The organism is Thorsellia anophelis DSM 18579, from assembly GCF_900111395.1.
In the GTDB taxonomy this organism is placed as follows: Bacteria; Pseudomonadota; Gammaproteobacteria; order Enterobacterales; family Thorselliaceae; genus Thorsellia; species Thorsellia anophelis.
In genome coordinates this window covers 1-25,197 of sequence record NZ_FOHV01000018.1, presented here as the reverse complement: position 1 = coordinate 25,197, position 25,197 = coordinate 1, and the positions used below count along the sequence as shown (strand labels likewise).

At 32.1% G+C, this 25,197-nt stretch carries 23 protein-coding genes; 11 read left to right on the top strand and 12 right to left on the bottom strand.

What is annotated here, in order from left to right:
• Positions 1-38: 38 nt before the first annotated feature.
• The 10 genes from atpD to mnmG form a co-directional block, all read right to left on the bottom strand.
• Positions 39-1,421, bottom strand: a complete 1,383-nt coding sequence (gene atpD, locus BMW37_RS10295; RefSeq protein ID WP_093320624.1) for a F0F1 ATP synthase subunit beta — start codon at positions 1,419-1,421, stop codon at positions 39-41.
• Positions 1,422-1,475: 54 nt separating this feature from the next.
• Positions 1,476-2,348 carry a F0F1 ATP synthase subunit gamma gene (gene atpG, locus BMW37_RS10290; protein WP_093320622.1) on the bottom strand — a complete coding sequence of 291 codons (873 nt, stop codon included), beginning with the start codon at positions 2,346-2,348 and terminating at the stop codon, positions 1,476-1,478.
• A gap of 70 nt (positions 2,349-2,418) precedes the next feature.
• Positions 2,419-3,960 (bottom strand): F0F1 ATP synthase subunit alpha, encoded by a 1,542-nt coding sequence (atpA, locus tag BMW37_RS10285; RefSeq protein WP_093320619.1) that lies wholly within the window; start codon positions 3,958-3,960, stop codon positions 2,419-2,421.
• A 12-nt stretch (positions 3,961-3,972) separates the two neighbouring features.
• Positions 3,973-4,524: a F0F1 ATP synthase subunit delta gene (gene atpH / locus BMW37_RS10280; RefSeq protein WP_093320617.1), complete on the bottom strand. Its 552-nt coding sequence runs from the start codon at positions 4,522-4,524 to the stop codon at positions 3,973-3,975.
• A gap of 14 nt (positions 4,525-4,538) precedes the next feature.
• Positions 4,539-5,009, bottom strand: coding sequence for a F0F1 ATP synthase subunit B (gene atpF / locus BMW37_RS10275; protein WP_093320615.1), 471 nt, complete (start codon positions 5,007-5,009; stop codon positions 4,539-4,541).
• Between the two features lie 136 nt (positions 5,010-5,145).
• Positions 5,146-5,397 carry a F0F1 ATP synthase subunit C gene (atpE, locus tag BMW37_RS10270; protein WP_093320611.1) on the bottom strand — a complete coding sequence of 84 codons (252 nt, stop codon included), beginning with the start codon at positions 5,395-5,397 and terminating at the stop codon, positions 5,146-5,148.
• A gap of 136 nt (positions 5,398-5,533) precedes the next feature.
• Entirely contained in the window at positions 5,534-6,307 is a 774-nt protein-coding gene (gene atpB / locus BMW37_RS10265) for a F0F1 ATP synthase subunit A (protein ID WP_093320608.1), read from the bottom strand.
• A 54-nt stretch (positions 6,308-6,361) separates the two neighbouring features.
• Positions 6,362-6,730, bottom strand: a complete 369-nt coding sequence (locus BMW37_RS10260) for a hypothetical protein (protein ID WP_093320606.1) — start codon at positions 6,728-6,730, stop codon at positions 6,362-6,364.
• A gap of 217 nt (positions 6,731-6,947) precedes the next feature.
• Positions 6,948-7,574 carry a 16S rRNA (guanine(527)-N(7))-methyltransferase RsmG gene (gene rsmG, locus BMW37_RS10255; protein WP_093320602.1) on the bottom strand — a complete coding sequence of 209 codons (627 nt, stop codon included), beginning with the start codon at positions 7,572-7,574 and terminating at the stop codon, positions 6,948-6,950.
• A 15-nt stretch (positions 7,575-7,589) separates the two neighbouring features.
• Positions 7,590-9,500, bottom strand: coding sequence for a tRNA uridine-5-carboxymethylaminomethyl(34) synthesis enzyme MnmG (gene mnmG / locus BMW37_RS10250; protein WP_093320600.1), 1,911 nt, complete (start codon positions 9,498-9,500; stop codon positions 7,590-7,592).
• A gap of 961 nt (positions 9,501-10,461) precedes the next feature.
• Here mnmG and yoaA point away from each other — a divergent pair.
• The 7 genes from yoaA to BMW37_RS10215 all read left to right on the top strand — a co-directional run bounded on the left by yoaA (position 10,462) and on the right by BMW37_RS10215 (position 19,346).
• Positions 10,462-12,420 carry a DNA repair helicase YoaA gene (yoaA, locus tag BMW37_RS10245; protein WP_245711057.1) on the top strand — a complete coding sequence of 653 codons (1,959 nt, stop codon included), beginning with the start codon at positions 10,462-10,464 and terminating at the stop codon, positions 12,418-12,420.
• A 349-nt stretch (positions 12,421-12,769) separates the two neighbouring features.
• Positions 12,770-13,675, top strand: coding sequence for a glycine--tRNA ligase subunit alpha (gene glyQ / locus BMW37_RS10240; protein WP_093320597.1), 906 nt, complete (start codon positions 12,770-12,772; stop codon positions 13,673-13,675).
• A gap of 88 nt (positions 13,676-13,763) precedes the next feature.
• Positions 13,764-15,839 carry a glycine--tRNA ligase subunit beta gene (gene glyS, locus BMW37_RS10235; protein WP_093320691.1) on the top strand — a complete coding sequence of 692 codons (2,076 nt, stop codon included), beginning with the start codon at positions 13,764-13,766 and terminating at the stop codon, positions 15,837-15,839.
• 53 nt (positions 15,840-15,892) lie between these two features.
• On the top strand, positions 15,893-16,621 hold the full coding sequence (locus BMW37_RS10230) for a DUF3053 family protein (protein ID WP_093320595.1): 729 nt from the start codon (positions 15,893-15,895) through the stop codon (positions 16,619-16,621).
• A gap of 56 nt (positions 16,622-16,677) precedes the next feature.
• On the top strand, positions 16,678-17,262 hold the full coding sequence (gene lpcA, locus BMW37_RS10225) for a D-sedoheptulose 7-phosphate isomerase (protein WP_093320593.1): 585 nt from the start codon (positions 16,678-16,680) through the stop codon (positions 17,260-17,262).
• 769 nt (positions 17,263-18,031) lie between these two features.
• Complete coding sequence (locus tag BMW37_RS10220; protein ID WP_093320590.1) at positions 18,032-18,523, top strand: GlcG/HbpS family heme-binding protein; 492 nt, start codon at positions 18,032-18,034, stop codon at positions 18,521-18,523.
• Positions 18,524-18,641: 118 nt separating this feature from the next.
• Positions 18,642-19,346, top strand: a complete 705-nt coding sequence (locus tag BMW37_RS10215; protein ID WP_093320587.1) for an outer membrane protein — start codon at positions 18,642-18,644, stop codon at positions 19,344-19,346.
• 111 nt (positions 19,347-19,457) lie between these two features.
• On the opposite strand, the gene ygfZ is transcribed toward BMW37_RS10215, so the two are convergent.
• Positions 19,458-20,435 carry a tRNA-modifying protein YgfZ gene (gene ygfZ / locus BMW37_RS10210; RefSeq protein ID WP_093320584.1) on the bottom strand — a complete coding sequence of 326 codons (978 nt, stop codon included), beginning with the start codon at positions 20,433-20,435 and terminating at the stop codon, positions 19,458-19,460.
• Between the two features lie 337 nt (positions 20,436-20,772).
• Between ygfZ and trmA the strand changes: the two genes are divergently transcribed.
• From trmA to BMW37_RS10195, 3 genes are read left to right on the top strand one after another with little or no spacing between them, the layout of a single operon-like run.
• Positions 20,773-21,876 (top strand): tRNA (uridine(54)-C5)-methyltransferase TrmA, encoded by a 1,104-nt coding sequence (gene trmA, locus BMW37_RS10205; protein WP_093320581.1) that lies wholly within the window; start codon positions 20,773-20,775, stop codon positions 21,874-21,876.
• Between the two features lie 18 nt (positions 21,877-21,894).
• Entirely contained in the window at positions 21,895-23,001 is a 1,107-nt protein-coding gene (gene mutY / locus BMW37_RS10200) for an A/G-specific adenine glycosylase (RefSeq protein WP_093320690.1), read from the top strand.
• Positions 23,002-23,013: 12 nt separating this feature from the next.
• On the top strand, positions 23,014-23,283 hold the full coding sequence (locus BMW37_RS10195) for an oxidative damage protection protein (protein WP_093320578.1): 270 nt from the start codon (positions 23,014-23,016) through the stop codon (positions 23,281-23,283).
• A 51-nt stretch (positions 23,284-23,334) separates the two neighbouring features.
• Here BMW37_RS10195 and BMW37_RS10190 read toward each other — a convergent pair whose 3' ends face one another.
• Entirely contained in the window at positions 23,335-23,811 is a 477-nt protein-coding gene (locus BMW37_RS10190; RefSeq protein WP_093320575.1) for a SulA-like leucine-rich domain-containing protein, read from the bottom strand.
• Positions 23,812-24,059: 248 nt separating this feature from the next.
• Here BMW37_RS10190 and BMW37_RS10185 point away from each other — a divergent pair, with 248 nt between their 5' ends.
• Positions 24,060-24,713 carry a TfoX/Sxy family DNA transformation protein gene (locus tag BMW37_RS10185; protein WP_093320572.1) on the top strand — a complete coding sequence of 218 codons (654 nt, stop codon included), beginning with the start codon at positions 24,060-24,062 and terminating at the stop codon, positions 24,711-24,713.
• Positions 24,714-25,197: the final 484 nt, after the last annotated feature.

Sequence of the window (25,197 nt, the reverse complement as noted above, 5' to 3'; positions counted from 1 at the left end):
CCTATTGATTTTACAATAGGCGTTACATCATTTTTCGATTACATTTTTTTCGCTTTTTCTAACACTTCATCAATCGATCCAACCATATAGAAGGCTTGTTCGGGAATATTATCATACTCACCTTCCATAATACCTTTAAAGCCTCTGATTGTTTCGCTAAGAGGAACATATTTACCAGGGGAACCTGTAAATACCTCAGCAACGAAAAATGGTTGTGATAAGAAACGTTGAATTTTACGAGCTCTAGATACAACTAACTTATCTTCTTCAGATAGTTCATCCATACCTAATATTGCAATGATATCTTTGAGTTCTTGATATCTTTGTAAAATAGTTTGAACACCACGAGCTGTATCATAATGCTCTTGGCCTACAACTAATGGATCTAATTGGCGGCTAGTTGAGTCAAGTGGATCCACTGCAGGATAAATCCCTAATGAAGCAATTTGACGGCTCAATACAACTGTTGCATCTAAGTGAGCAAATGTCGTAGCGGGTGATGGATCGGTTAAGTCATCAGCAGGAACATATACAGCTTGTACAGAGGTAATTGAGCCTGTCTTAGTAGACGTAATACGCTCTTGTAAGGCGCCCATTTCCTCTGCTAGTGTAGGTTGGTAGCCTACTGCTGATGGCATACGTCCTAATAATGCAGATACTTCTGTTCCTGCAAGTGTGTAGCGATAAATATTATCAACAAATAATAATACATCACGACCTTCATCACGGAACTTTTCTGCCATTGTAAGACCTGTTAAAGCAACGCGCAGACGATTTCCTGGTGGTTCATTCATTTGACCATACACAAGTGATACTTTATCAAGAACATTTGAATCATTCATTTCATGATAAAAATCATTTCCTTCACGAGTACGTTCACCCACACCAGCAAATACAGAATAACCAGAATGCTCAATTGCTATATTACGAATTAGCTCCATCATGTTAACTGTTTTACCAACGCCCGCACCACCAAACAGACCTACTTTACCACCCTTAGCAAAAGGACAAACTAAATCAATAACTTTAATACCTGTCTCTAATAGCTCTTGAGAGTTAGCAAGTTCTTCATAACTTGGCGCAGCACGATGAATTCCCCAGCGTTCTTTTTCACCAATAGGTCCTTTCATATCGATAGGATCACCAAGAACATTCATAATACGACCTAATGTCTCAGTTCCTACTGGTACTTCAATAGCATGACCTAAATCTTTAACAACTAAACCACGGCGTAAACCATCCGAAGTACCCATAGCGATACAACGAACAACACCACCACCTAATTGTTGTTGTACTTCTAAAATTAATCTCTCTGTAAAACCTTCGATTTCAAGCGCGTTGAAAACTTTTGGAACTGAATCCTGTGGGAATTCAACATCAACTACAGCGCCTATAATCTGGATAATTTTTCCAGTAGCCATTTTCTACCCTCTAAATATTTGCGTTAATTTTGTCAAGGCTAATCAATATCAGCCTTAAACCGCTGAGGCACCTGACACAATTTCAGTTAATTCTTGCGTGATACTTGCTTGGCGAGCTTTATTATAAACTAATTGAAGCTCTTTAATCATTTCACCAGCATTATCTGTTGCAGCTTTCATTGCTACCATTCTTGCAGCTTGTTCACTTGCTAAATTTTCAGCAACACCTTGATATACCTGAGATTCAATATAACGACGAATCAATAAATCTAATAACATTTTAGGATCAGGCTCATAGAGATAATCCCATGGGGTTGATTTAATTGATTTATAATCTATTTCTTCAGATGGTAAAATTGGTAATAACTGAGTTACTTTAGCTTCTTGAGACATGGTGTTGACAAAATGATTATGTGCTAAATACACACTATCAATTTTTTCTTCATCAAATTTTTTAATCATCACCTGAATTAATCCAAGCAAATCATTTAATGTAGGCGCATCACCAAGCCCTGTGTTCTGAGCAACAATATTTGCTTTGATAGAACTAAAGAAACTAACAGCTTTAGAACCAATCAAAGCTAGATCAACCTTGATGCCTTGAGAAATTTTCTCATTAATATCAATCAATACAGCTTTGAATAAATTTGCATTTAATCCGCCGCAAAGCCCTCTATCAGTAGAAACAATAATATAACCAACCCTTTTTTGTGAGCGAGTTTCTAGATATGGGTGTTTGTATTCAAGATTACCTTTAACAACATGATTGATAACGTTACGAATCATTTCAGCATAAGGGCGACCAGCAGCCATGCGATCTTGTGATTTACGCATTTTAGAAGCAGCTACCATTTCCATTGCTTTTGTGATTTTTTGAGTATTTTTCACACTTGCAATTTTAGAACGTATCTCTTTTGCTCCAGCCATAATTGCCTATCCTTAAGACTTAAAAATAATTTAAATGCGCTAGTAGCATGTACTTAACGCATTCTAAACTTTACCAGTTAGCCGATTGCTTACAAGATTCTAAGATTGATTTAAATTTAGCTTCAATCTCATCATTGTAATTGCCTGTTTTATCTAATTCAGCCATAAAGTCAGCATGAGCAGTATCGATATATTGCATTAAAGCTTCTTCAAAAGGTACGATTTTATCAACTGGAATATCATCTAAAAAGCCTTTTTCAGCTGCATATAATAAGATAGCTTGCTTAGAAACAGACATTGGCGCATATTGTTTTTGTTTCAATAGCTCTGTTACTTTTTGCCCATGATCTAACTGTTTACGAGTTGCATCATCAAGATCAGATGCAAATTGAGCAAAAGCAGCTAATTCACGGTATTGTGCAAGGGCGGTTCTAATTCCACCTGAAAGCTTCTTGATAATCTTAGTTTGAGCTGCACCACCAACACGAGAAACAGAAATACCAGGATTAACTGCTGGACGAATACCAGAATTAAATAAATTTGTTTCAAAGAATATTTGACCATCAGTAATGGAAATAACATTCGTTGGTACAAAAGCAGAAATATCACCAGCCTGAGTTTCAATAATTGGTAATGCTGTTAGAGAACCAGTTTTACCTTTGACTTCACCTTTAGTGAATTTTTCAACATATTCAACATTAACACGTGCTGCACGCTCAAGTAAACGCGAATGAAGATAAAAAACATCTCCAGGAAACGCTTCACGACCAGGTGGGCGACGAAGTAATAATGAAATTTGACGGTAGGCAACTGCTTGTTTTGACAAGTCATCGTATACAATCAATGCATCTTCACCGCGATCACGGAAATACTCACCCATCGCACAACCCGCGTAAGGCGCTAAGTATTGTAAAGCTGCTGATTCAGACGCAGATGCAACAACAACAATAGTATTTGATAAAGCGTTATGCTCTTCTAACTTACGCACTACATTTGAAATAGTAGAAGCTTTTTGTCCAATTGCAACATATATACATTTAATGCCAGAATCTCTCTGATTGATGATTGCATCAATTGCTAATGCTGTTTTACCTGTTTGTCTATCACCAATGATTAATTCACGTTGACCACGTCCAATTGGAATCATAGCATCAACTGATTTATAACCTGTTTGCACAGGTTCATCAACTGATTGGCGATCAATAACGCCTGGAGCTATCACTTCAACAGGAGAAAAACCATCATTTTCAACTGCACCTTTACCATCTATTGGTAAACCCAATGTATTAACAACACGACCTAATAATCCGCGCCCTACCGGTACCTCTAAAATACGACCAGTACATTGGACTTTCATCCCTTCAGCAAGATCAGAATAAGGTCCCATTACAACAGCACCAACTGAATCTCTTTCAAGATTCAGAGCTATTGCATAACTATTACCAGGAAGGGCAATCATTTCACCCTGCATTACATCCGCTAGGCCATGAATACGGATAATCCCATCATTTACAGAAATAATGGTTCCTTCATGGCGTGCTTCGCTCACGACATTGAACTGAGCAATTCTTTGTTTGATCAGTTCACTAATTTCTGTGGAATTCAGTTGCATACTTCAGTCCCCTTAAGACTGTAAGACATCGGTCAGACGATTTAATCGTCCACGAATACTACTATCAATGACTAAATCACCAGCACGTATGATTAGCCCGCCCATAATTGATGTGTCAATTTTACAATGTAATTTTACATTACGTGATAACCGCTTCTGCATAGAAGATATAATTGATTCTTCCTGAGATGCACTTAATTTATTTATCGCTATCACTTCAACATCAATCGTTCCTTCATATTCAGTTTTCATTTCAATAAATTGAGCAAAAACTTCTGGAAGAGCGAGTAAACGGCGGTTTTCAGCCATGACTTTAATTAAATTTTTACCAGATTCACAAAGCGTGTCGCCACAAATATTGATGAACAAATTTGCTGACTCCTCAGAAGAGAGAGAGCCTGTTAGCATCTGAGCTATCTGGTCATTTTGTGCAACTTCCATTGCAAAATTTAACATAGATTCCCAGTGCGTAATGGCTTGCACATCACCTGCACTCTTTTTTTCAAGTGCAAAATCAAATGCAGCTTTTGCATAAGGCCGGGCTATCGTTGTAAAATCAGACATATGCCCCATCCTCCTTAAAGTTCAGCAACAAGTTTATCAACAATATCGCTATTTGCTGATTCATCTATTGAGCGTTCAATAATTTTTTCAGCACCAGCTATTGCTAATCTAGCAACCTGCTTACGTAATTCATCTTTTGCTTTTGCACGTTCAGCTTCAACTTCTGCTTTAGCTTGCTGCAGTATTTTACTGCGCTCATCTTCAGCTTCTAATCTAGCTTGATCAATAATTTGCGCACGACGTTTATTCGCTTGCTCAACAATCACTAATGCTTCCGCTTTAGCTTTATTGATTTGATCGTTCACATCAGCCTTCGCTTGTTCCATCTCTTTTTTGCCTTGCTGAGCAGACGCAAGTCCATCAGCTATTTCTTTCTGGCGTTTTTCTATGGCACCTATAATCGGTGGCCAGACAAACTTCATACAGAACAAAACAAACAAGAAAAAACATATAGCTTGACCGAGGATTGTTAAATTTATATCCACAAGGAACTACCTCATTTATCGTTGCTTAATGATTATCCAATATTGTCTTAAGACAATGTTTAAAAAACATTGTCACTAACTTTGCTTAATTTATATTTTTAATTAACGCTAAGACTTGCTTATTGTTAAATAAGAATTAAGCAACGCCTGGAATTGGGAAACCAGGTGCAACAACGAAAAGAACATAAAGTGCAATACCAACTGTAATCATAGGAATCGCATCAACAAGACCCATTACGATAAAAAATTGAGTACGCAAAAGTGGAACAAGATCAGGTTGACGAGCTGAACCTTCAATAAATTTTGCGCCAACGATGGCAATACCGATAGCACCACTAACAGCTGCTAAACCAAGCATTACTGCCACAACGTAATAGATAGTATCCATGAAAATCTCCAAAAGTTAATGTTAAAAGAAAAATAAAACCAAAAGTAAAAAACCAAAACTCAAAGAAAGAAACACTACCAAACTATTGTTTTTTAATGATTATAACCATAGAATGATATTAATATTCTAACTTAGATTAATGCTCTTCCGATGCCATCGATAGGTAAACTATCGTTAACACCATAAAGATAAATGCCTGAAGCGTAATAATCAATATATGAAATATTGCCCAAGGCAAACTTAACAACCATTGTGACCACCAAGGTAACAATGCTGCAATAAGGATAAAAATCAATTCACCAGCGTACATGTTTCCAAATAGACGAAGTCCTAAAGAAATTGGTTTTGATACAAGAGCAACAACTTCAAGCACTAAGTTAATTGGAATAAAAATAGGATGATTGAAAGGTTGCAGTGTAAGCTCTTTTGCAAATCCAAGCGCACCTTTCATTTTTATACTATAAAAAATAATTAAGAAAAATACGCCAAATGCCATAGACATAGTAACATTCACATCTGCCGTTGGTACAATTCTTAAGGCAGGTAATCCACTTAATGTTGCTAAATGTGGGATAAAATCAATTGGGATTAAATCCAATGCGTTCATCAATAGTACCCAGACAAAAACAGTAAGTGCTAATGGAGCAATAACTTTACTTTTGCCACGATACATATCTTTTACATTGTTATCAACAAAACCAACAATCATTTCTATTGCACATTGTAGTTTACCTGGTACTCCAGAGGTAGCTCGTTTAGCAACTAGCCTAAATACCCAAATAAACAATAATCCAGTTAAAATAGAAAAGAACATTGAGTCAATATTAATTGACCAAAATCCTTCTCCCACCGTAAGGTGTTTAAGGTGATGCTCAATATAATCTTGAGGAGTTTCAATTACAGACGCCATACTTAAATAACCTTTTATATTAATATGTTAATGTTAATATTACTAAACCATAAATCATATTGCAGTTTGTTTAGCGAATAGTGCATAAAGCACTTGATACAGTAATGAAGCAAAATATCCCGCTAATAGTGGTAATAGAGGAAAACCAAAAAAACCCAAACTAAAACCAAATAAAACAACAATTATCAAATACTTAATAAAAATCATTACAAAATAACGTATTGCAATACCCTTTATAATGGTTTGGTTTACATCACCTAGCCACGCTAATGTAAAAAAAATTACATTTGGAGTTATATAAGCTAATGCACCAATTATAAATGCTAACCCCCAATTAATCTCATAAAATGATAACAAAAGTGATGCAATACTAGCTAAGGCAAAGTTGATTATGCTATTTTTTAGATAAAATAAGTTAGACATAAATTTACCTTAAAATAAGTTATTAACAGGTTAATATTTAGCCATATCTATAACTTTACTTAAATTTCGTGAATTATACGTTTGATTGGTATGAATTCAACGCTTAATCTTTAAAAATGATGACTTTTACCATTTTTTTATCTAAATTTTAGCATTTTGATAAAATTTTCATCACTTTTTTATAAAACCACTTAATTAGATATTAAATTTATGTGATCTAGATCACTTTTTTAATTATTTTGATTAAATGTCTTTCAACATTACTCCCAGGTAAATTTAGCATAATCTTTTCAGTCACAATAAAATCTTTGGATTCTATTTTTTCAATTTCATCAGTTGGTAAAGTCCCTTTCATTGCATAAAAAACACCACTAGGTGCAGATAAGTGATAACACCAATTAATCATATCATTCAGAGATGCAAATGCGCGACTAATGATGCCATCAAAAAGTTCATCTGGTTGATATAACTCAACCCTAGAGTGAATTATTTGTACATTATTTAATTTTAGCTGATTAACAGTTTCAGTTAAAAAACGAATTCGTTTACCTAAACTATCTAATAAAACAAATTTCTTATCTGGAAAAAAAATTGCAAGAACAATCCCTGGTAAGCCAGGGCCTGTGCCAACATCAATCATCCTCTTACCAACTAAATAGGGTGTAATTAATAAACTATCAACAATATGTTTACTTAACATTTCGAGTGGATTACGGACTGATGTTAAATTATAGGCTTTGTTCCATTTGTCGAGCAAATGTACATAAGTAATCCACTGATCAATTTGTTGGTCTGTGGATTGTATTTTAGCTTCTAGTAGCAATTTGATTAGTGTTTCTCTCACGAGCAAAATCTCTTATTAATTATTTATGTTAGCTTTTCCTAAATTTTTTCTTATCTCACTATTTTTTTTAAGCCAGACTAAAAGAATAGAAATTGCAGCAGGTGTAATACCTGAAATTCTTGATGCTTGACCTATTGATACAGGTTTATGTTCATTCAATTTGCTAATAACTTCTTTTGATAATCCTTTAATTAAATTGTAGTCTATATCAATGGGTAAAGGAGTATTTTCATTTCTATCTTGCCTTTCTATTTCTTCCATTTGACGCACAATATACCCTTGATATTTTGCTTGTATTTCAACTTGTTCTCTAACATGTTGGTTCTCAACAGCTGGTGAAAAGTAAGCATGACTTGTTAATTTATCATAAGTCATATCTGGTCTTCTTAATAGTTCCTCACCTGTTGCTTCTTTACTCAATGGAGCTGAAAGTAATGAGTTAAACGTTTCAATATCTTTCATTGCTGGATGGATCAATATTGATTTTATTCTTGATTTTTCTTTTTCTATTGATTCCATTTTTTCATTAAAACTCTGCCATCTATTTTCATCTACTAACCCCATTTCTTTAGCAATAGGTGTTAAACGAGAATCAGCGTTATCTTCTCTAAGCATTAGTCTATATTCGGCTCTTGATGTAAACATACGGTAGGGTTCTTTAGTTCCTAGTGTGCATAAATCATCTACTAATACTCCAATGTAAGCTTGATCACGTTTTACTATCCAAGCTTCCATATTTTGTGCATAACGTCCAGCATTGATACCAGCAACTAACCCTTGTGCAGCTGCTTCTTCATATCCAGTCGTTCCGTTAATTTGGCCTGCAAAAAATAAACCATGTATAAACTTACTTTCTAAAGATGGTTTTAAATCTCTTGGATCAAAATAATCATATTCAATTGCATAACCAGGTCTCATAATATTTGCATTTTCTAAGCCTGGTAATGAACGTACGATTTTGAATTGAACATCAAAAGGTAAGCTTGTAGAGATACCATTAGGATAAATTTCATTGCTGGTTAATCCTTCTGGTTCCAAGAATACTTGATGGGAATCTTTATCTGCAAAACGCATTATTTTATCTTCAATTGAAGGACAATATCTTGCTCCTACACCTTCAATTACACCAGCATACATAGGACTTCTATCTAAATTTTCTCTTATTACATCATGGGTTTTATTATTTGTGTGCGTAATATAGCATGGCATTTGTTGTGGGTGCTGGTTAACATTACCCATGAAAGAAAAAACAGGTAAGGGATCATCTCCACCTTGAATACCTAACTTGCTAAAATCAATTGTTCTAGCATCAATTCTTGGTGGTGTCCCTGTTTTGAGTCTATCCGTTCTTAAATTTAAATCCCTTAATCTATTTGCTAATGTAATAGCAGGTGGATCACCAGCTCTACCACCACTATAGTTTTCCATTCCAATATGAATTTTACCATTTAAAAATGTTCCAACAGTTAATACTACTGTTTTAGTAGAAAAAATTAAACCCATCTGAGTTTTTACACCTGTTACGATATCATTTTCTATTATAATGTCATCAACAGGTTGTTGAAAAATAATGAGATTTTCTTGATTTTCTAATGCTTGTCTTATGTATTGTTTATATAAAACTCTATCTGCTTGTGCTCTAGTAGATCTTACAGCTGGACCTTTACTGCTATTGAGAATCCTAAATTGTATACCAGCATGATCAATAGCTTTTGCCATTAACCCACCCATTGCATCGATCTCTTTAACTAAATGACCTTTACCTATTCCACCAATTGCTGGATTACAAGACATTTGACCTAATGTGTCTATATTATGAGTTAAAAGTAAAGTTTTTAGTTTCATCCTTGCACTGGCCATTGCAGCTTCAGTACCTGCATGACCTCCACCTACAACGATGACATCAAATTTTTCTGGGTAAAGCATTCTTTTTATCCTTCGGTTTTATATACATTCTGGTTAATTAAAAATAAGTTAGCTTTAAAATAAACTTGTATAAAAATCAATCAAATTGTGTATAATATTTTATTTATCAATATTTTAAAAAAATAAGCATGATTTTTAAGTACTTAATTTTAGCCTTGAAATATACACTACGTTAGGAAATTAAGCACTAAGTCTTATGAAAATTTTATCAAGATCACTTATTGAACAATTTTTGTTATTTAGATTTTTTCTTATACAATTTGAAAAATAGAACTGTTTAACTATTTTAAAGTATTTTTCTTTTTTATTATTTTTGTTATTACCTTTATCATTTTCTGTGCATAAGTGATTTTTTTACTATAAAAACAATTAGATTATATACATTAAATCTTGTTAATAATGACAATATAAACCTATAATAACTGATGTATAACTAAGCAAGTTATCAACAGAAGCCCATTCAAGTATTTTTTCTCACAGATTATTAACACCTTTAATATCATGATATACAATATTTATACATAAAAATAAGGTCAATGATTTTGTATGAATTTTAACCTGTTTGCTTGGGGGTAACTACCTTTAATCTCATGTATAACTCTTTTATAAATGATGAATAAGTCGATGTGATTATCAATCTGTGGATAAATAGCTATTTTACCCACAGCTTTTGGCAGGATACAACCACAGTTTATCGACAACATTTAACTCTATTAACCTTATGTATTAAAATAAAAAAATATGCTTATCAACAGTTTTTCATCTATGTAATAGTAGTAAAAATAAAAAAAGAAAAAAGATATAAATACTATTAGTTAAGAGACTAAAAAAAATAATAGCACGTAATATAAAAATTCAAATTCACTAAATTTAAGTTTGAGCAAAAAAATGTAAAACAAACAATCAATATGGAGTATATTAAATTGACAAATAGGCTCTTAACTCAATTAGTATGAAAGAGATGGAAAATTATAAAAGATTAATATTACAAGATTTTTCTAAAAATGGACTACTAGCTCATAGTATAGAAAATTTTATTCATAGAAAATCACAAGCAGATTTAGCTGAACTTATAGCTGAAAGTATCCAAAGTAAATCAATACTAATTGCTGAAGCTGGTACAGGAATAGGTAAAACATTTGCGTATTTATTACCAGCATTAAGATCTAATCAAAAAATTTTAATCTCTACAGGTTCTAAGGCTTTACAAGATCAATTATTTAATAAAGATTTACCATTAATACTAAACGCACTAAAAAAAGAAAGCTTAGCATATGATAAAGCTATAGAAATTCAAAATGTAGTTTTACTAAAAGGCCGGAGTAATTACCTTTGTTTAGAAAAACTTGACCAGTATATGCAATCTAGTAATCTAATCGATAAAACTTTTTTATCCTCAATTGTACAAATTAAAAACTGGTCTATAAGCACATCAACAGGTGATATTTCACAATGTTATGATATTACTGAAGATAATTTTATTTGGTCATTTTTAACAAGCACTAATGATAATTGTTTAGGAGCTAGTTGCCCTAGATATGAAGATTGTTTTGTTAACCAAATCAGAAAAAGAGCATTAGATGCAAATGTTGTTATTGTTAACCATCATCTTTTTTTTGCAGATATTTCTTTAAAAACAAATGGATTTGGAAAAATTATACCTGATATGGATGTTTTAATTTTTGATGAAGCACATCAAGTACCTGATATAGCATGTCAATACTATGGAGAACAGTTATCTAGTAAGCAGCTTTATAGCATTGCAGATGATTTACAATTATCATATAGAACACAATTAAGAGATGTAAAACAACTTCAAACAAGTTCAGATTATCTGCTACAAACAATTAAACAATTAAGACTAGTACTTGGTGATAATAGTAAAGGGAATTTTCATATAATAAAAAATCACAAAGAAATCAAACCATTAATTAATAAACTATTAGACGCACTTAATTTTTCAAAAGAAGTTTGTTCAACTATCTCAATTAGAAATGAATTGATAGAAAGCTGTTATGAGCGATTAGATAAGGCATTAAATTTTTTAAATAAATTAAATCAAACAAATATGCAAGGCTATAGCTATTGGTTTGAAGTCAATCGTTCAAACTTTACTTTTGCTTGTACACCATTATCCGTAGCACCTATGATTAATGAATTAGTATTTAAAGAAAAGAGATGCTGGATATTTACCTCTGCAACATTAACAACAAATAATTCATTTCAGTATTTTAATAATAAAATAGGCTTAACATTAGCTAAAACAGCAATTTTTGATAGTCCATTTGACTATCAAAATCAAAGTCTTTTATATGTGCCAAGATATCTTTTAGCTCAAAATCATTCAGAATCAGCTCATCAATTAGTTAATATATTAAAACCTATTATTGAAATGAATCGAGGAAGATGTTTTTTCTTATGTACGTCACATCTAATGTTAAAATCTCTTGCAGTTGAATTTCGCAAAACAATTAATAACTTTACTCTCTTCGTACAAGGTGAAATGAGTAAAAGCAAATTATTAGAAAAATTTATTGAATCTGGCAATGGATTACTGTTAGCAACTAATAGTTTTTGGGAGGGTATTGATATAAAAGGAGATATTTTATCATGTGTTATTATTGATAAGCTCCCATTCCAATCTCCTGATGATCCGATATTAAAAGCTAAGATTGAAGATGCAATGTTAAGAGGTTTGAATGCTTTTGAAGAAATTCAAATACCAGAGGCTATTATCACTTTAAAACAAGGTGTAGGCCGTTTAATTAGAGATGCACAAGATCATGGAGTAATTATTATTTGTGATAATAGATTAGTAATAAAACACTATGGTAGTCAATTCATAAAAAGCTTACCCTCAATGACAAGAACACGTGATTTACATAAAGTGATGAAATTTTTAAGTGAAAAAAATAAGTGATAAAGTTATCAAAATGTGTAGTTATAACTTAATTTAAATTATTGATATATAAGCTTAAAATTAAAAATAAGATACAATTAAGTGATTGTTATAATTAATAATTGTTTTCTAACTAAATAATTTCACTAATAACTCATAAACTAATAAATTATTTTAATAAACAGTTTGTTAACCTATTTTTTAAGCCACATTGTTGCTATCTTTTAAATGTTTTGATAAAAATATCTGAAACTTTTTGACTAACACGCTATACTTTAAGGATACTACGATACTAATCTTTTTTGTTTGGGTACTAATTTTTGAGTAACCAAATTAATTGTTAATCACCTTAAGTTATCATAAAACTATTATGCAAAAATTTGATATAAAAACATTTCAAGGCCTTATTCTTATTCTCCAAGACTATTGGGCTCAACAAGGATGCACAATTGTTCAACCACTTGATATGGAAGTTGGTGCTGGAACATCACACCCTATTACATGCTTAAGAGCGCTTGGACCAGAACCAATATCTGCAGCTTATGTACAACCGTCAAGACGACCTACAGATGGTCGTTATGGTGAAAATCCTAACCGGCTTCAGCATTATTATCAATTCCAAGTCATTTTGAAGCCTTCACCTGATAATATTCAAGAACTCTACCTTGGGTCTTTAAGAGCATTAGGGATTGACCCACTAATCCACGATATAAGATTTGTAGAAGATAATTGGGAAAATCCAACACTAGGAGCATGGGGATTAGGATGGGAAATTTGGCTAAATGGAATGGAAGTAACACAATTTACTTATTTTCAACAAGTTGGTGGTCTTGAATGTAAACCAGTTACTGGAGAAATAACGTATGGTTTAGAGCGCTTAGCTATGTATATTCAAGGGGTAGATAGCGTTTACGATCTTGTTTGGAATAATGGTCCATTTGGTAAAACAACTTATGGCGATATCTACCATCAAAATGAAGTTGAGCAATCAACCTATAATTTTGAATATGCGAATGTAGATTTTTTATTTTACTGCTTTGAAGAATATGAAAAAGAAGCACAAAAGTTATTATCTTTAGAAAATCCATTACCATTACCTGCTTATGAAAGAATATTAAAAGCAGCGCATACATTCAACTTACTTGATGCACGTAAAGCTATTTCTGTGACAGAAAGGCAACGTTATATTTTAAGAATTAGGACGTTAACTAAATCGGTCGCTGAAGCTTACTATGCATCTAGAGAAGCATTAGGATTCCCACTTTGCCAGAAATAAACTTAAATTTTAAGTTATTTATGGATAAATAAACATCTTCGTCGAGGCTCAAATAATGTCTCTAAATAAAAGTAATGATAAATTAACTATGAATCAACATGCAACTTTACTGATAGAACTAGGTACTGAAGAGTTACCTCCAAAAGCATTAAAAACGTTAGCAACTGCATTTTCTGAAAATTTTAAGATTATGCTAGATGACGCTGAGATCAATCATGAACAAGTTACTTGGTATGCAAGTCCAAGAAGATTAGCTTTACTCGTTGATAAAATTAGTAAAGCTCAAGGTGATAGAGAAATTGAAAAGAAAGGACCAGCTATCAGTCAAGCTTATGATCAAGATGGTAATCCTTCTAAAGCAGCATTAGGATGGGCAAAAGGCTGTGGTATTGACATTAAAGATGCAAAAATAGTCAAAACTGATAAAGGTGAATGGCTTATTCATAAAGCAACTGTAAAAGGTGCTAAAACATCAGATCTTATACCTGACATGGTTACAAAAGCGTTAAATAGTTTACCTATCCCTAAATTAATGCGTTGGGGAAATAGTGATACACAATTTGTGAGACCAGTGCACACTTTAACCATGTTATTAGATGATGAGATTATATCAGGAGAAGTGTTGGGTTTATCATCAAATAGAGTAATTAGAGGCCATCGATTTATGGGGGCATCTGAATTTGAACTTAAACATGCAAATGACTACGAACGTGAGCTTTTGGAAAAGGGTTCTGTTTTAGTTGATTATGAGAAACGTAAAAATTTAATTGAGCAAGAAGTAAAAAAAGCAGCCGATGCGCTAGGCGGTATTGCTGATATATCTAATTCACTCTTAGAAGAAGTGACCTCTTTAGTTGAGTGGCCTGTTATTTTAACTGCTAAATTTGAAGAGAAATTTTTAGCGGTACCAGCAGAAGCATTAGTTCATACTATGAAAGGTGATCAAAAGTATTTTCCAGTCTATCATAAGGAAAGTAAAGAATTATTACCTAATTTCATTTTTGTCACCAATATCGAATCTAAAGATCCTAGTCAAATTATTGAAGGAAATGAAAAAGTTGTTCGACCAAGGCTATCAGATGCAGAATTTTTCTTCAACACTGATCGCAAACAAAAATTAATTGATAGGTTACCAAGACTATCAACCGTTCTTTTTCAACAGCAATTAGGGTCACTTAAAGACAAAAGTGAGAGAATAGCTATTTTATCTAAGACTATAGCAGAAAAAATAGGTGCGGATCCTGAACTTGCCTACCGTGCAGGTTTGCTTTCAAAATGTGATTTATTGACTAATATGGTATTTGAATTCACTGAAACACAAGGTGTAATGGGAATGCATTATGCTCGTTTTGATGGCGAAAATGAGGAAGTTGCAATTGCAATTAAAGAGCAGTATCAACCTAGATTTGCAGGCGATGACCTACCTAAAACATTGATAGCTTCTTCTGTAGCAATTGCTGAAAAAATGGATACTTTAGCTGGTATATTTGGCATAGGACAACATCCTAAAGGAGATAAAGATCCTTTTGCCTTAAGACGTGCATCATTAGGTATACTTAGAATTATTGTTGAAAAAGAATTGCCATTAGATTTATCTATATTGTCTCAACAAGCAATAGATTTATATGGGGATAAACTGACTAATAAAAAAGCAAAAGATGAGATTATTGAATTTATGTTAGGCAGATTCAGATCTTGGTACCAAGATGCTGGTTACGCAATAGATACTATCCAATCTGTACTTGCGAGAAAACCCACTGCTCCTGTGGATTTTGATAAGCGTGTAAAAGCTGTTACTTATTTTAGATCATTAGATGCTGCAAATGCTTTGGCTGCAGCGAATAAAAGAGTATCGAATATATTAGCTAAATCTGAAGTGGATTTGTCAGAAGGGCCACAAGCAGCTCTTTATCAATCCATGCAAGAAACTAGATTAGCGACACATTTAGTCGTTATAAAAGATGAACTCATACCACTTTTCGAGAAAAATGATTACCAATTAGCTTTAGAAAAATTAGCTGAACTACGCGAAAATGTTGATGATTTTTTTGATAATGTGCTTGTTATGGATGAAAATATAGATATTAAGACTAATCGATTAAGATTACTTAATCAATTGCGTGAGCTATTTTTAAAAATAGCAGATATTTCATTGTTGCAATAAATTTATATCTTTGGCATGTTTACCTTGCCGAGGGTATTGTGAGGTATTAAGAAATGGATAAAATAGTCATGAAAAACCGTTTATTTTTTAATCGATACATTGTTTTTTTTGTAATGCTCTTATCTTTGACGTTATTGAGTGCTTGTAGCGATCCTGAAGTAGAACATAGAAAAGCATTTATAGATTATTTAGAAAATACAGTTATGAGAGCAGGTAATACGTTACCTCAATTAAGTGAAGATCAAAAAAATAAAATTGGAAATTATGCAAATGATTATCTTGTTTTAAAAAATTTTTCAGAAGGATTTAACCAAACAATTCAAACAAGTTTTAATCCTATGATAGAACACTTAGGAAGCATCAAAGCTCCAGAAGATTATGCAACGGCTCAACCGCTTTTAAGCGATGATTTAGCAAAAATATTTTTTTTAAAAAGTGATATTGAAAAATTAAAAAATAAAGCAGATCAATCCATTAAAGATGCTGTTTACCCTAGTGATTTAAAAGTTGTATATGAAGCAGCTTACAAAAAAATTATTGAAGATAGAGCTAATCCAGTCCTTTTGCAAGTAGATAGCATTATTGATTTAACTAGAGAAGTCAATTCATTGGGAAATTATTTGATTGCTTATAAGGATAGTGTTAATTATATTGAAGGAAAGCCAAATTTTAAAACAGCAGAACAAGCTGAAGGGTACAATCAGTTAATTAATTTGATTGCAAGTAAAATTAAGGTTCATGAAGAAGCGATTGCTTTGTATAATCAATTAAATCAACAATAATTATTTTATTTTTTTATGATGGATCACACGTTGTTTATTTTGATAAGGAGATTAATATGCAATATCAAAATATTATCGAAGCTGAATTAACTGAAGCAGCAAATGTATTAACTGCTTTTATGTCTGATAAAAATAATTTACAGATGATTGAACAAGCCGCTATTATGATAGCTGATAGTTTTAAAAGTGGTGGTAAGGTAATGTCTTGTGGAAATGGAGGCTCTCATTGTGATGCCATGCATTTTGCAGAAGAGCTTACGGGACGATATAGAGAAAATAGACCAGCCTACCCTGCAATTGCTATTTCAGATGTAAGCCATATATCATGTGTTAGTAATGATTTTGGATATAATTATATTTTTTCTCGTTTTATAGAAGGAGTAGGCAAGCAAGGTGATGTGTTATTAGCAATATCAACTTCGGGAAATTCAGAAAATATCATTCAAGCGATAAAAGCTGCTCGTGAAAAAGAAATTAAAGTCATTACTCTTACTGGAAAAGATGGCGGAAAAATGGATGGTAGTGCAGATATAGAAATCAGAGTTCCCCATTTTGGTTATGCAGATCGTACACAAGAAATACATATTAAAGTTATCCATATCCTTATGTTACTGATTGAAAAAGAAATGGTTGCAAATTAATCTACTTAACGCGGTGCTCGACTTTTTAAAATACGAGATCTACAATGTTTAAAGTAGACTGGCCATGTTCTTTGTTAAATAATGTGTTTGTTACGACAAAACAACAATTGGAAATCATTCAATAATATAAAAAAAATCCCCTAACAAATTAAGTTTTTACAATTTTTTTGCTTAACAAACCAAAGATTTTGCCAATGTTTGGCAAGCTGACTACGGAAAGGGATACTTAGAAACAAATCATTCCAATGCTTTTTAATGTATCTCCAAATCCTTACCGAACTATCAATAGTGCATAATTTACCAATTACCCTAATTGTCATAACTTCACTATCTGAAAGTTTGGGCTTGAATCCTTTTGCTCTTAGAGGATTTCCATATTTGTTCAGTATTATATTTAAGCATAAATAGTAGCGATGATTTTACTCCCAATTATGATTGCAGTCTTAATTAGTTGTAAGTTATGCCGTATCCCTAAAAATTATGCAACAAAAAGTCGAGCATCTGGTTATATACTATATTTTTTGCTGCCTGATCGCCCTTTTAATCTACTCATTCCCCCAAACTCAGCCAGTAAGTGCAATCAAATTTCCGAAAAATTAATAAAAATTATCTTTTAAAGTAAAAATAACGTAAAACTACTGTCTTAATTCTGTAGTAATACGGATACGTTTCATTCTTATAAATCGTTAAAGTGCCTATCTATATCGAGCGTTTAGCTCTTTATAACTATTTGACTTGAGAAAGTATTTATTCTGAAGGAGCTTTAGTGATGAGATTTAAAATTTTAACATTTAGCGCTTTAATAAGTTTTAGCTTAATAAGTCCAGCTAAAAATTTTATGGAACAGAAAAATATTACTTTATCTTTTGCTAAAGAATTAACTACAAATGTAATTGAATCTTGTTCTGAGGCTGGTTATCAAGTTGCAGTTACTGTCATTGATGCTGGTGGGAATGTAAAAACAATTGAAAGAATGGATAAAGCAGGACCACATACTATTACCGCAAGTCAAATGAAAGCATTTACTGCACTTACAACTCAATCTCCATCTCTTCTTGTTATGGAAAATGCTAGTAAAAATCAAGGTGCACAAAATTTGGTTAATATTCCAGGCTTGCTTTTATTAGGTGGTGGATTACCAATTATAATCGGTGCTGATATTGTTGGTGCTGTTGGGGTAGGAGGTGCACCTGGTGGTCATTTAGATCATGAATGTGCAAGTTTGGCATTAAATAAAATGATGAAAAGTGTCGAATCTTAAGTCTTATCCTAAATCATTTTTAGCTCGGTATTGACGCTAATTTTTAGATTGATGTTGTATTCATCAATTGTTGTAAAAATAAAATGTGTTTAATTTACTTTTTAAAGGAATGAAAGGTATGAAAAAAATTCAATTTGGATTAATGGTTTTACCCCTTAGCGTTGTTACGTTTGGGATTGTTAATGGAGTGATGGCTGCCGATGTACCAACAGGATACTATGCATCAGGTAAGCTTGGTTATCAAGATCAACGTGCTGATAATATGAATTTGAGTGCAAGACCTGGAATAGGTGCATTTGTTAGAGGTAACGAGAAAAAAAGTGCTGTTACAGGTTCTATTGCAGCAGGTTATCAAGTAGGAAATGGTTGGCGTACTGAGCTTGAATACACCTTCCCTACAACAGGGCACTATACAAGTGGTTCAACGGCTTTTCCAACTAGTTTTAATCATCATGATATTCGTTCTGAAAGAATGATGGTGAATGCTTACAGAGATATAGGTATAGGAGCTGGATTTGGTTTATATGGTACAGCAGGCATAGGTGTGAGTAGAGTTAAATCTGAGGGTTGGCAAGGTAACCCTTCCCGTCGTTACGAAGTACAACGAGATCATAATTTAACTTATGCAGTTGGAGCTGGGGTTAATTATACGCCAGAGCAAATTCAACAACTCTCGTTTGATTTGGGGTATCGATATGTAGATATGGGTAATGTACAAAGTGGCTATAATTTATTTGGCAATGCTAGGGGAATTCAAGACGAACAACTAAGGGCTCAGCTACGTAATCATGAGTATGTATTTGGCGTAAGATATTTGTTTTAATTTATAATTATTTGAATCGAAAATAATTTAATTAAATCAATCTAACTGGTATATTAATGTCTTTAATATTCCAGGTAGATTGATTAGTTTTGAATTTAAGAGAAATGAAACTCAAATTTCAATTTCATAAGGTAGTGGTAAAATAGAAAAGATGATTTGAGGTTGATTTGGCAATCTAAAAAGAGTTTCTTTTTGAATGCTATTACTCATGACTACTTGTAGGTATACTTCTTCTTCTATTTGGGAATAAGCTAATATTGCGCCAGTTTCACGCCAGTTGTCTTCTAATTGAATTTCCACAGATGAACCTATTTCAAGATTGGATATTTTTCCTTTTCCTATCAAACTATAAAGAGCTCGTTTATTTGCACCACGATACTTAGCTCTTGCAACCATCTCTTGACCTGTATAGCAACCTTTAGTGAAACTTATTGCATCAAGTGATTGTAAGTTAAGAGCTTGTGGAATAAATTGCTGTGTTGTTTCGTTAGTAATTAAAGGTTCTCCTCTAATTATTAACTTAGAGTACCAATATGAAGATGGTACGTTAACGCGCTTAAAAACGCTCTGGTTCTCTGTATTAATTAATGGATCTTGTTTGTTGCCAGTTATACTAATTATAGTCAACTCATCCTCTAATATAAGATAAGTTGTATTATGTTCTAAATTTATCAGGATGGACCTAGATAAATTATGACTTATATCCTTTTCCAAAAGTGATTTTAGATTGTTTTTTAAAATAAATTGTTCTATCGAAGCTTTATCATTAAATAATAAGGCATTCAAGAGAATATCATCCATAACAGTAAAACTTACTTTTGAAAAAACAGCATATTTTTTTAATTCAGTTAGTTGCTTTTCTAGCAAATTGCTTGGGATTAAATAATAGAAGACATCTTCTCTGATTTGCCAAATGCGTAAAACTGCATAAACTTTACCTTTTGGATCGCAGTGGGCTGTTAAATAATGTCGATCTGTGGCTAAATTATCCATATCCAAAGTTAATTGACCCTGCAGATATTTTTTTGCTTCTAATCCGCTTACTTGAATAAGCTTATAGTCATCTAGATTGCATATATTTAAATTCATATAATCACCTTTTTAGAGCTATGATGGTTTTGGATCAAAGCTATCATAGCGTACAGAAATTTTTAAATGTCAAACCAATATCTGTAAAACCTAATTATGTTTAGACTGAGAAATCTAATTTCGATTTTTACTTACTGTCACGTATACTATAGAGACATCATAATTGATTCTAGTTTACTATATGCTAATTTTGAATCAACCTTTATCAAAGTATCAGCTTAATTTAAAAGCTGATTTCGATATTTGTTTTATGATTATCTAATTTCATTAGAAATCTTTTTGGTTATGAATAATTTATATTTTTTTTGTAATACTTTGCTATAAAGGCTTAATTTAAATGAATTTTGAGAAACTACCAATTGAATTATATCAACAACAATTAAGTGATAAAAAAGAAAAGCTACAGGTTTTGCTTGAAGACTTTGGCACTCCTGATATTGAACTTTTTGAGTCCCCTGTTTCTCATTATAGGATGAGAGCAGAATTTCGCATTTGGCATGAGGGAAATGATATATTTCATATCATGTTTGATAAAAAAACTAAATCCAGGATCAAATTAGACCAATACCCAGTTGCAAGTAAGCTTATAAACCAAATAATGCCAGTTATGATAAGTTATTTGAAAGATAATTTAATTTTAAGGTTTAGGCTATTTCAAATAGATTATTTATCTACCCAAAGTGGTAAGTTATTGGTTTCTTTATTATACCATAAACCTCTTACAGATGAATGGGCTGCTGCTATTGAAATAATGAAAAGATCATTGAATAGAGATGGATTTGATATAGAGATAGTTGGAAGAGCCCATAAACAAAAAATGAAGTTTAATCATGATTATATTGATGAGGTGTTCGTATTAGATGATAAACCATTAATTTATAGACAAGTTGAAAATAGTTTTACTCAACCTAATGCTGTAATTAATCAGAAAATGTTGCAATGGGCAAGATCAGTAACATTAAATAGTCAAGGATCATTATTAGAGTTATATTGTGGTAATGGGAATTTTTCGCTTGCATTAGCAGACAATTTTAGATCTGTGCTTGCGACTGAAATAGCTAAATCTTCAGTTCAAGCAGCGCAATATAATATTGCAGTGAATCAAATAAAAAATGTCAACATCATTCGCCTTTCTGCAGAAGAGTTCACGCAAGCTATCAATGGTGAACGAGTTTTTAAGCGATTATCAGGGATAGATTTGAGTGATTATAAGGATTGTAATACTATCCTTGTTGATCCACCAAGAAGTGGATTAGATCAAAAATCATTACAAATGATCCAAGGTTACTCTAAAATAATCTATATTTCATGTAATCCCAATACACTTGTTGATAATTTAGCCTATCTTACCCAATCACATTATATTAAAAATATTGCTCTTTTTGATCAATTTCCGTATACCGAACATATCGAAACAGGTGTTGTTTTGGAGGTTAAATAAGTGCAATTTAAACTAGAAATGGAGTTTTCTGACAAAGTTATAAAATGGTACGATAAAAGTGGACGTAAAACATTGCCATGGCAAATTGAAAAAACACCTTATCATGTTTGGGTATCTGAAGTTATGCTTCAGCAAACCCAAGTTGTTACTGTCATAGGTTACTTTGAACGTTTTATCAATAAATTTCCGACAATTGAAAAGCTAGCAAATGCGCCTATTGACGAAGTGTTACATCTTTGGACTGGTCTTGGTTATTATGCAAGGGCAAGGAATTTGCATAAAGCTGCTAATCAAATTATGGCTCGATATAATGGGCAGTTTCCAACCGAATTTGATGGTGTTATTGAGTTACCAGGTATAGGTCGCTCAACTGCAGGTGCGATATTATCACTATCTATGAATAAACATTTTCCAATTTTAGATGGTAATGTTAAGAGGGTACTTGCTAGAGTTTTTCATATTGAAGGTTGGCCTGGGAATAAGAGTATAGAGCAACAGTTATGGAGATTAAGTGAAAAATTGACCCCAAAAATGTCAGTAGCTAAATATAATCAAGCTATGATGGATCTTGGTGCTTTGATTTGTACACGATCTAAACCATCTTGTGATTTTTGCCCGTTATCAAGTATGTGCTTATCTTATGCTAATTATGATTGGAATAATTACCCGTCTAAAAAGCCTAAAAAAGATAAACCAAATAAAATTGAGTGGTTTTTAGTATTGGCAAAAAATACATGTAAAGATAAAAATTTTAAAGATCAATATAATTCAGTTGCTTTAAAAAAGAGACCTGATAATGGCATTTGGGGGGGATTATACAGTTTTTTTCAGTTTTCAGAAAAAAAAGAAGTGTTAGAATTTTTAGATAATCTAGGTTTCAAATTTAAAAAAAATGAACAGATAGAAGCATTCCAGTTTATGAGCTCTTTTAAGCATGTGTTCACTCACTTTAATTTAGAAGTAGTGCCTATTTTAATTAATTTAGATAGATTAAATGTAGAATTGGAATTTGAAAATTTGAATGACGTAATATGGTATAATCTTGATAAACCGAGTGAAGTTGGAATTCCTATACCAGTTGAAAAAATAATTGGTGCACTAAGGAATAGTCCTTATTTGAATTAAAAAGGAGATCAAATGTCTAGAGTTATTTTATGCACCTACCTAAAAAGAGAAGCACCAGGTTTAACATTTCAATTATATCCAGGTGAGCTAGGCAAGCGTATATTTAATGAAATATCTGCAGAGGCATGGGCACTTTGGCAACAAAAACAGACCATGCTAATTAATGAAAATAGATTAATAATGACTAATAGCGACCATAGAAAATTACTTGAAAATGCAATGGTTGATTTTTTATTTGAAGGAAAAGATATTCAGATAGAGGGCTACAAACCAATATCTTAAGATTTAAAATTGTGCTGAAACTTATATAATTCAGCACAATCTTAGATAAAACTATTGGTGCCCTTCTATCAATGGAAGTATTATTGCTTTAGAATCTCCATGAGAAGCAGCTTGCTCTAGCTGTTCAAACTGTCCTTTGCATATGTCAGATAACCATGAAATTACCCCACTAGACTTTCCACTGCTTAATGCTCTCAAAGTCAAACGCATTGTTTGTACATCAGGTAATCCAGAGTTAATTTGGATAAATTTATCTAGAGGTAAATTATTTTTTTTAAACCAATTTTTATCTAGCTTCCTAGGTGCTCCTATAATTGTGATAAATTTATTTTGGTTACAAAGTGCTTTTAAAATAGAAGGCAGCAGTAATTCAATTTCATTTTTATTAGTAAGCTCAATAATAGAGTTATTAGTGTTGATACTTAGCGTATCAAATTTGTTTTGCTCACTACTAGCTTGGTCAGATTGTATTAAATGCAATGGTAACTTTGTATTTTGAAATACATTCATATTTTTTAATGATTTCATTGTTCATTTCCTCTTCTAGTACTGTTTATATATACAGTATAATTATATAAAATAAAAACTCAAGTGATAAATTTTCGAAAGGAAAAGGTAAAATAAACGTAAAGTGCATACCTTGTTGATTTATATTATTTAATTTTTGATACTATTTGTGGATAAATAGTAACCTTTACCTGAATGATTAACGTTTATCATGGGTTATCATAAAAAGAGGTAGTCAATCTACAAATGGATTAAATGGGGTTGTAGCAGTGAAATCTAAAAATATGTTTATAGAATACATGTATAGTCTAATAGCGATGTTTAGAAATAAAGATTTATATATAAAACAGAATTTTAATGTGTATACAATTTATTTGTTAGATCAATCAATAGCCTTTTTTACTATTGATAAACTCTATATAAAAAAATATCAATCTGATTTGGAATTACTGGAGTGTAATTTTGTACCAAAAATAAAGAAGGGAAAAAGAAATTGGGAAGATGAATACAATACTTATTGGGGTATGAAAAAACAAGAGGCAAAATTTTGTCTTGTTGATCATGGTTTTAGTGAAGATAGAATCATTGAGTTAATAATACAAACGGTAAAACGGCAGAATCAAGAAAATTGTAAAAAAGATCTTCGGCAAAAGCGAGTTAATATGCTGCCAAATATTGATCAAAAATTAGCAAGAATTTTATGTGAGTTAGGCGTGAGAGTTTATGATGATTTAAGTGTATTTGGTTCGAAAATGGTTTTTTTTATCTTAAAAGTGCATCATAAAGATATTTCACCAAGCACACTTTATAAATTAGAAGCTGCACTTCAAAATACAAATGTTAAAAATTTGGATATCTATGTTGTAAACCATCTAACGCAATGGCTAAAAATAATAACTGAAAAGATGGAAGAATTGCTATGATTAATTTTAATAATGCAAATATTATATTGTATTTTCACGGATGATTCACATTGATTTATATCAATAACTTACAGTTTAGTTTTGCATATAAAAAATAATATTAGAAATAATTTCATTAAATTAGTTTGTTTTTTGCTCATATGATACGTTTTATTTAAAAAAGACTTGCGCAATAAAAATTATCGCCTATAATTCGCCGCCTGTTAGCCACTAAGCAAATTCTTAACAGAATAAACAAATAGAGCCAACAAGCGGTTGATTTAAGTTTCGTGAAATAAAATAGCAAAATTTAAACGCAATCGTAGCGAGAAAAGTTAAAATAATTTTAAAAATTAACTTGACACGCTAAATTGGGTGAGTATAATACGCGCCCTGTCGATGAGAAAAAAACTTCCCGACACCTTCGGTCAATATACCGAACGCTCTTTAACAATTTATCAGACAATCTGTGTGGGCACTCGCAAGATATGACAAAAACAGATGA